Source organism: Rothia sp. HMSC064D08 (assembly GCF_001809525.1).
Taxonomy (GTDB): domain Bacteria; phylum Actinomycetota; class Actinomycetes; order Actinomycetales; family Micrococcaceae; genus Rothia; species Rothia dentocariosa.
The window spans coordinates 714,066-721,481 of sequence record NZ_KV797895.1 but is presented as its reverse complement, the minus strand read 5'-3'; the positions used below and the strand labels follow the sequence as shown (position 1 = coordinate 721,481).

Genomic DNA, 7,416 nt, shown 5'->3' with positions numbered 1-7,416 from the left:
TCATCTGCCGAGAGCTCTTTTACAATAGTGGGGGTTATGGTAGCCCTTTACGAGGTTATTTTGGGCATCTTAATGATTGTTGTCACGACAAATAGTATTAAGAAGACCACCCAGCTTTCAGGACAAAAACACTGAGGGGCATCCATTAGGGGCGCCCCTAAACCGAGTACGCTCCAGACTTTCATATTCCCGTCATGGGCATCCGAAGCTGTGCTCTGTTGCAGAAGGACTTGAAGAAATATTCCGTTTCGAGAGGATCATGGCGCAGCTTCTATACCTTTATGGCCACAGCAAAGCCGCCCGGCGCATCCTGAAAGTCAGGTTATACCGGGCGGCTTATCTACTCAAAACTGGGTGAAGTCCTAGGCGGCTACTCCCCCGCCGGACTACTCCCACTCAATGGTTCCCGGGGGTTTGGAAGTGACATCCAGCACCACGCGGTTCACATCTTTGACCTCATTCGTAATCCGGTTCGAGATTTTTGCCAGCAGGTCATAAGGCAGGCGCGACCAGTCGGCGGTCATCGCATCCTCCGAAGAAACTGGACGCAGCACAATCGGATGCCCATAGGTGCGGCCATCGCCCTGCACGCCCACAGAACGCACGCCGGAAAGAAGAACCACGGGGCACTGCCAAATATGTTCGTCCTGGCCGGCTGCGGTCAGCTCCTCACGCACAATCGCATCCGCCGCACGCAGGGTCTCAAGGTTCTCGCGGGTCACCTCACCCACAATGCGGATACCCAGACCTGGGCCGGGGAACGGCTGGCGTGCCACGATCTTCTCGGGAACACCCAGCTGACGACCAATCGCACGAACCTCATCCTTAAACAAGGTACGCAGCGGCTCGACCAGCTCAAACGCCAAGTCCTCAGGCAGACCACCCACATTGTGGTGCGATTTAATATTCGCCGCACCCTCACCGCCGCCGGATTCAACCACATCCGGGTACAGGGTACCCTGCACCAGGAACTTGATCTGTGCACCCTCTTCGCCCGCTTCCTCAATGAGCTTGCGCTCGGCCTGCTCAAAGGAGCGGATGAACTCGCGGCCAATAATCTTACGCTTCTGCTCAGGGTCGCTCACGCCAGCCAGTGCGGTGAGGAAACGCTCTGATTCGTCAATGGTAATCACGCGAATACCCATTGACGCGGCGTAATCCTGCTCAACCTGTTCACGCTCGCCCGCGCGCAGCAGCCCGTGATCGATAAAGAAGCAAGTCAGCTGATCGCCTACAGCCTTATGCACGAGGGCTGCAGCAACAGAAGAATCCACGCCGCCAGAGAGCGCACAAATCACGCGGTCTTCGCCAACCTGCTCACGAATCTTTGCAACCTGTTCCTCAATAATATTGTCGGTTGACCAGGTGGGTTTAAGCCCAGCAATGTTATACAGGAAGTTCTCAAGCGCAACCTGACCGTAGTCGGAGTGCTTCACCTCGGGATGCCACTGCACGCCGCCCAGCTTGCGGTGCTCATCCACGAACGCCGCCACGGATGCACCCGGGGTCTGCGCCAGAACCTCAAACCCGGCGGGGGCTTCGGTCACGGAATCGCCGTGCGACATCCACACGTTTTGCGTCTGCGGGGTGCCGGTGAGGAACGAAGACTCTACTGCGCACAGGGTCGCATCGGTTGCGCCGTATTCGCGGGAACCGGTCTGCGCCACGGTACCGCCCAAGGTTTGCGCCATCACCTGAAAACCGTAGCAGATACCGAAGACCGGCACGCCAGCCTCAAATAGTGCCCTATCGCCGCGGGGGGCGCCATCGGCATACACCGATGAAGGCCCGCCCGAAAGCACAATCGCGGCGGGGTTTTTAGCGAGCATCTTTTCGGTGCTCATAGAGTGGGGAACGATTTCAGAGTAGATACCCGCCTCACGCACGCGACGAGCAATAAGCTGCGCATACTGGGCACCGTAATCTACCACCAGAACCGGACGCTCTTCGAGCTGATCCGGGTGTACAGAGTCGGTCACGGATTTTCCTCACGTGTCAGGTCGAAATTCCGCGCGAGCGCGCGAAGTCTTGTATTTCTATTCTACGGGAGAGACAAAAGTTTTATATGGCGCCCTTTCAGGGGTACTCGCCGTTGGGCTTTCGCTGATGCGGGGGGCTAGTACCGCTTAGTCGCCTGCGGGTTTGCTTCAAGCTGTGCCAGGGTTTCTGCGTGGATGCGTTTCTCAACAATGAATGAGAGGAACGGCACCACGCCGCCGAGCGCCATGACGATAAGCTGGGCAATGCCCCAGCGCATGAGCAGCCAAATACGGATGCAGGAGAACAGGTAAATGATGTAGAACCAGCCGTGAATGATGAGCACCCATGTGGAGATGTTTACTCCGCCGGTGAGGTTTTCGGTTTTGCGGTTAAGGATGCCGAGCGATACATCGGAACCGGTTGCGGCGTCTTTTGCACCCGCCACCAGGTCATAGCCCATCCCGTGGTGGGTAATCATCTCAACCACCAGCAGCAGTAGAAAGGTACCGGATATCCATGCGCACCATTTATAGAAGGTGAGTGCGGAACGAATCTGCGTTTCGGTACCGCCAAATTTTTTGCGCACCGTAAATCCGCCCTGGGGCGTGTGTTCTGCCCCGTCTGCTGATGCTTTTGAGGCATTCTGCGATAGGGTGACTTTGCGCCCGTCGGTACGTTCTACCGGGGTAATTTTTGTGTTCTTCTCGGGATTCTCTGACATGCTGTGCCTCTCGTGTGTGCTGATGAGTTTAGCTGGCGTTAGTCTTTTGTATCTGCAGGTTTCTGGGGATTACCACTCTCCGGTGCGTTGCGCGGGGTATCTTCCACCCGCACGGATGCTTCTTCGGGAGCTTCATCAAAGAAATAGTACTGTTCGTCGGCAGGGTCCCAATAGTAGGGGCGTCCGGTGGTCTCGTCCACAAAGTATTCGCCCTCGTACTCGAAATACTGGGTGTATTCGGCGGGTTCGGCGGCACGATGGGCTGCATCCTTAAGCATGCGTCCCCACAGGTAGAGGGCGAACGCCGCGAAAATCAACCATTCGAGCGAGTAGAAGATGTTGAGCCAGTTGATGTTGGCATCATTGGTCGCCTGAGCTGCGCGAATAGGGCGCAGATTCTCAGACTGTCCAATAATAGTGGCGTTTTCCGCGATTGTGTGCTGTTCGGTGAGGGGTATTTTTTGGTTCTCAGGTACTTCGGCAGAAAGCGTGAGCACGCCGTCATAGAGGGGCGCATCCCACAGGTTTGTTAGCTGTGCCGGGGATGCGCTTTCCAGCACTTTCTCAACCGTGCGCGTGTACGGGGCGGCGCCCTGGGCATTTACTACACGACCGGCGATCTCAACCGTCCCGGTCGGTTCGGCGGGTATGCTCGGCGCATGATCATCCTCTCCCGCTATCCAGGCTCGTGCCACCGTGATGGCACGGGGCTTGGTGCTCCCCAAAGCAGCGGCTTTATCGGTTCCTTCGGGAATGAATTCACTCAGAACCCAGTACCCGTGCTGCCCCTCATTCAGGCGACCCGCTACCAGCATGGAGGATCCAGGAACGTACTCCCCCTTCGCCTGCACTACGGTATCAACCGTCAAATTCGTCACGGGCTGATGCGCCTGCAGAATCTCGGTGTAGGGTCGCACCCGATCTTTCGCAGGATCAGAATGTACTTGCTGTGAGGTGGAGGCATTGAACTGCCAGCTGGAGAGCGCAACAAACCCCGTCACGAAGACGAGAGCCAGCAAAAGCCCGCCCAGCCAGCGGGGAGTAAACGCCAATTTCCACACGTATCTAGGGTAACGCGTCCGCGTTGTACACCCCTAACGATAAGAAAAATATAACAGGAAGAACTCGTTGGTAGGCAGACAACACTTTCGACGAGATTTCACCACATGCCGTTTAAGAACAGATGATATATCGCATTCATCGTGGACATGTCCCCAGCAGACCGTGGTCTGGATCTCCCCGATGATCACTGGGTGGAGAATTCGAAACCCATGTCGATCAAGGTACGTAGCCATTGGCTCTTCGCCGTCTGCAGTGACTTGACCTCAACGTGATGGTTCCATCGATTAGGGCTGACCTGAGTGACCCTGTGGATATTCTTGTTCTCCTCTTGGCGATCTAGGGTCACGTTGAAGTACAACGTACCATCCTTGGTTTTCTCGTATGCCCACATCCAGAGAAACTTCCGGTTAACAGAATAGCTGACCTGCGCGCGAAACTCCCTCTTGACTTTACCCAGGCTCATGACGTACTCATCGATCGCCTGATAAAAGGAATCAGTCTTCGGCTTGTCCGAGAAATCACTGATCATCTTGTTGCTCGGCATAGTCGTTCCTTTCTGGGGTAACCATCTGAGAGTTTATAGGGTCGTCTGGACGACACGCAGGTATCCCTCTTTTTCAGATTCCTGTCCTCGGGATCAGAAAAAGACGGGGACCTGTCATAGGTCAGTGAGCATCTGCTGCATCTGGGCGATCTCGGCCTCCTGGTCGTTGATAATTTGTTCGGCCAGGGTGATCGCATGGGGATTCTGGCCGTCAGCAACCTCGTCACGGGCCATGTCGACCGCACCTTCGTGGTGGGCGGTCATCTGCTCCAGGTAGAGGCGGGCAGCCTCGGTGCCCTGGGCTTCCTCAAGGGCTGTCATGTCCTCCTGGCTCATCATCCCGCTCATGCCACCCATCTCGCCGTGATCCATTCCACCCATCTCGTCCATGGTCCCCATGCCCCCAGAGTCGGTGACCGGCTGCTGGCCCCAGGCCTCGAGCATGGCGTTCATCCGGTCAATCTCCGGTCCCTGGGCGTCAATAACCCCCTGGGCAAACTCCACGACCTGGGCGGGGATACCCTCCTTGGCCAGGAGCATCTCACTCATCTCCACGGCCTGCTGGTGATGGGGGATCATCATCTGGGCAAACATGATGTCCGCGTCGTTGTAATCGGCGGAGATCTCCCCGTCCGCCTCAGTCGTCGCCGTGGTGGTCTCGGTCGTCTCAGCGGTAGTCGTCGCAGTGCTGGTGGCCGAGGTGGTGGCGTCGGTGTTGCCTGACTCGGTGGCCTCACCGCAGGCGGCCAGCGCCAGGGTGGAGGCCACGGCGAGAGCGGAAAGAACAAGGGTGCGCTTCATGGTGGAGCCTTTCAGGGTCATATGGGGGCAGTGGAGAGAAGTGGTGGATCAGTGGACGGCGGTGGATGCCGGAGTAGGCGTGGTGTGTTCCTCCTTCGGACTGGTGGGAGCCAGGTGGGCCGGGTCCAGATCAATCCGGCGCAGCAGCTGAGCGTTAAGCGCCACCACAATCGTCGACAGCGACATCAACACCGCAGCAGCAGCCGGGGGAAGCAGAATGCCGCTAGAGGCGAGCACGCCGGCGGCCAGGGGCACGGCCAAGATGTTGTAACCGGACGCCCAGATGAGGTTCTGGATCATCTTGCGGTAGCTGGCCTGCGAGAGCTCAATCATCGACAACATTGCCCGGGGATCGTCACTGGCCAGGACCACTCCGGCGGATTCCATCGCCACATCCGTGCCGGCCCCGATGGCGATGCCGACCTCGGCGCGGGCCAGGGCCGGGGCGTCGTTGACACCGTCGCCGACCATGGCCACGCTCAGGCCACGCTCCTGTAACTGGATGACCTTGGTGTCCTTGTCCTGGGGCAGGACCTCGGCGAAGACCTCATCGATCCCCAGGTCCTGGCCAACCGCCTGGGCCACCTGCTGCGCGTCACCAGTGATCATCGCGACCTTCACCCCGCGGTCCTGCAGGGCTTTCACGGCGGCGCGGGATTCGGGGCGGATCTTGTCCTCGACGGCCACCGCACCGATGATCTGACCGTCGCGGACAATATGGAGCACACCGGCCCCACGCCCGGCCCAGGCGCTGGTGGTGTCGGTGAGCTCGGCCGGGGTGGTGAGGTTGAACTCGCGCAGCATGTTCGGCCCGCCCACGAGGATCTCAGCGCCATCGACAGTGGCCCGGACCCCCCGGCCGGAGGCGGCGCTGAAACCAGTTGCACGGATTTGCCGACGGGAGGCCTCGGGATGGGCGGCCGCGGCCGCCACGATGGCGCGGGCCACGGGGTGCTCGCTGTCGGCCTCCGCGGCGGCGGCCAGGGCCAGCAGCTCGCCCTCGGTGACGCCGACAGCTGCCGCGACACCGGTGACCGCGTGCGCACCCTCGGTCAGGGTGCCGGTTTTATCGAAGAGCACCACGTCGATGGTGCGCATCCGCTCGAGCGCCATCCGGTCCTTGATGAGCACCCCGGATTTCGCGGCCCGCTCGGTGGAGATCGCAATGACCAGCGGAATCGCCAGGCCCAGGGCGTGCGGACAGGCGATGACCAGCACCGTGACCGTGCGCACCACGGCATCGTCCGGGCTGCCGATGATGGTCCACACCACCGCGGTGATCAGAGCAGAGATCAGCGCGAACCAGAACAACAACGCCGCCGCCCGATCCGCCAGGGCCTGGGCCCGGGAGGAGGACTCCTGTGCGTCGGCAACCATGCGTTGGATCCCGGCCAGGGCGGTGTCCCCGCCGGTAGCCTCCACCCGGACGCGGACGGTGTTGTCGGTGGCCACGGTACCGGCGACCACCTTGTCACCGGTGTCGCGGAAGACGGGACGGGATTCGCCGGTGATCATCGCCTCATCGAATTCGGCGGCTCCGTCGAGGATGGTTCCGTCGGCCGGCACCCGGGCACCGGCCCTCACCAGCACGACGTCGTCGACGACCAGCTCGGAGGTGGCCACGGTGCGGGTGGTCCCGTCGATGACTTTCTCGGCCTCATCCGGCAGCAGGGCAGCCAGCGCGTCAAGCGCGGAGGACGCACCCCCGAGAGCGCGCATCTCCAGCCAGTGGCCCAGCAGCATGATGGTCACCAGCAGGGCCAGCTCCCACCAGAAGTCCAGGTCAAAACCGCCCAGCCCCAGAGTGGTGACCCAGGAGGCGACAAACGCCACGGTGATGGCCATGGCAATCAGGAGCATCATCCCGGGTTGGCGGGATTTCAGTTCCGTCCATCCGCCCTTGAGGAAAGGCGTTCCGCCGTAGACGAAGATGATCGTGTCCAGTACCGGGGGGACCCAGGTGGATCCGGGGAATGCCGGGAGGTGGTAGCCGAGCAGGTGGGCGACCATGGGGCTGAAAATAACGACGGGAATGGACAGAATCAGCGACCACCAGAAGCGGTCCCGAAACATTGCGGTGCTGTGCCCGGCGTGTTCGCCGTGACCATGAACGTGGTGGTCTTCGTCCAGGACGGAGTGCGGGTGACCGTGGGGCATCGCCTGGCCGTGGGTGTCGGCATCTGCGTGGTGTTCGTGGCTGGCATGATCCGGGTGGTGGGTGTGGTCTGTTTCCGGAGCGGGGTGATCACCATGGTGATCGCCGGAATGGTGGGGAGTGCTCATGACGTTCCTTTCGCTCAACCCGGTC

General features: G+C 60.0%; 6 protein-coding genes. All 6 read right to left on the bottom strand.

Annotation, left to right across the window (positions count from 1 at the left end):
- Positions 1-386: 386 nt before the first annotated feature.
- A complete protein-coding gene (guaA, locus tag HMPREF2625_RS05430; RefSeq protein ID WP_013397572.1) occupies positions 387-1,979 on the bottom strand; it encodes a glutamine-hydrolyzing GMP synthase in 1,593 nt (530 codons plus the stop codon).
- A 137-nt stretch (positions 1,980-2,116) separates the two neighbouring features.
- A complete protein-coding gene (locus tag HMPREF2625_RS05425) occupies positions 2,117-2,701 on the bottom strand; it encodes a DUF3817 domain-containing protein (protein ID WP_070522531.1) in 585 nt (194 codons plus the stop codon).
- Positions 2,702-2,739: 38 nt separating this feature from the next.
- Complete coding sequence (locus HMPREF2625_RS05420) at positions 2,740-3,762, bottom strand: SURF1 family protein (protein WP_070522528.1); 1,023 nt, start codon at positions 3,760-3,762, stop codon at positions 2,740-2,742.
- Positions 3,763-3,947: 185 nt separating this feature from the next.
- The gene (locus tag HMPREF2625_RS05415) at positions 3,948-4,307 is read right to left on the bottom strand and encodes a DUF5655 domain-containing protein (RefSeq protein ID WP_037231117.1); all 360 of its coding nucleotides are present in this window, start codon (positions 4,305-4,307) and stop codon (positions 3,948-3,950) included.
- Positions 4,308-4,421: 114 nt separating this feature from the next.
- Positions 4,422-5,108: a DUF305 domain-containing protein gene (locus HMPREF2625_RS05410; protein ID WP_070522525.1), complete on the bottom strand. Its 687-nt coding sequence runs from the start codon at positions 5,106-5,108 to the stop codon at positions 4,422-4,424.
- 48 nt (positions 5,109-5,156) lie between these two features.
- Positions 5,157-7,391 (bottom strand): copper-translocating P-type ATPase, encoded by a 2,235-nt coding sequence (locus HMPREF2625_RS05405; protein ID WP_070522523.1) that lies wholly within the window; start codon positions 7,389-7,391, stop codon positions 5,157-5,159.
- Between the last annotated feature and the right edge of the window lie 25 nt (positions 7,392-7,416).

Excerpts from the sequence above, each read along its gene's own strand:
- HMPREF2625_RS05410 (WP_070522525.1), bottom strand. The coding sequence starts at position 5,108 with ATGAAGCGCACCCTTGTTCTTTCCGCTCTCGCCGTGGCCTCCACCCTG.
- HMPREF2625_RS05425 (WP_070522531.1), bottom strand. The coding sequence starts at position 2,701 with ATGTCAGAGAATCCCGAGAAGAACACAAAAATTACCCCGGTAGAACGT.
- HMPREF2625_RS05405 (WP_070522523.1), bottom strand. The coding sequence starts at position 7,391 with ATGAGCACTCCCCACCATTCCGGCGATCACCATGGTGATCACCCCGCT.
- HMPREF2625_RS05415 (WP_037231117.1), bottom strand. The coding sequence starts at position 4,307 with ATGCCGAGCAACAAGATGATCAGTGATTTCTCGGACAAGCCGAAGACT.